1 protein-coding gene is annotated in these 666 nt (G+C 60.4%); it reads left to right on the top strand.

Annotated elements, in window-relative coordinates; all coding sequences use genetic code 11:
* Positions 1-2: 2 nt before the first annotated feature.
* A complete protein-coding gene (locus tag BEN47_RS02170; protein WP_239691481.1) occupies positions 3-644 on the top strand; it encodes an IS1595 family transposase in 642 nt (213 codons plus the stop codon).
* Positions 645-666 lie beyond the last annotated feature (22 nt).

The following is a 666-nucleotide window of genomic DNA, read 5'->3' as shown; positions in this document are numbered from 1 at the left end:
AAATTTCCGAGGTCAAATTTCGCTACTTGTTACGGCTTTTTGCCCTGGATTTGACGGCCTCGGATGCGGCCCGACTCACGGGCTTGAGCACCCGCACCGTCAACGCGGTGTACTTGCGCCTGCGCCACCGGCTCCTGGCGTGGAGCCCCGCGCCGGCCGAGCTGGCCGGCGCGGTCGAACTCGACGAAAGCTACTTTGGCCCGCGGCGGGTGCGGGGCAAAAGAGGCCGGGGCGCGGGCGGCAAAACCATCGTCTTTGGCCTGTTCAAATGCGGCGGGCAGGTCTACACCGAAATCGTCCCGGATTGCTCGAAAAAGACGCTGCAAGCCATTATTCGCGGCAAAATCGACGTCTCGGCCATGGTCAACACCGGCGGCTGGCGCGGCTACGACGGGCTGGTGGACGTGGGCTTCGACCGCCATTTCCGCGTCCGGCATGGCCAGGACGAGTTCGTCCAAGGGGCCTCGCACATTAATGGCATCGAGTCCTTCTGGAGCTTTGCCAAAGCCCGCCTCCAGCAGTTCAAGGGCGTGCCGAAACACACCTTTTTGCTGCACCTGAAAGAGTCCGAATTCCGCTTCAATCATCGCTACGAGGACTTCTATAAATTGCTCCTTAAATTACTTCGTCAACAGCCCCTCTAACCGGCTTTGCTTCCTAAGCCCC

It is taken from the genome of Hymenobacter lapidarius, from assembly GCF_001816145.1.
Taxonomy (GTDB): domain Bacteria; phylum Bacteroidota; class Bacteroidia; order Cytophagales; family Hymenobacteraceae; genus Hymenobacter; species Hymenobacter lapidarius.
The sequence above is the reverse complement of the archived record's forward strand: the minus strand, read 5'-3'. Positions and strand labels throughout refer to the sequence as shown.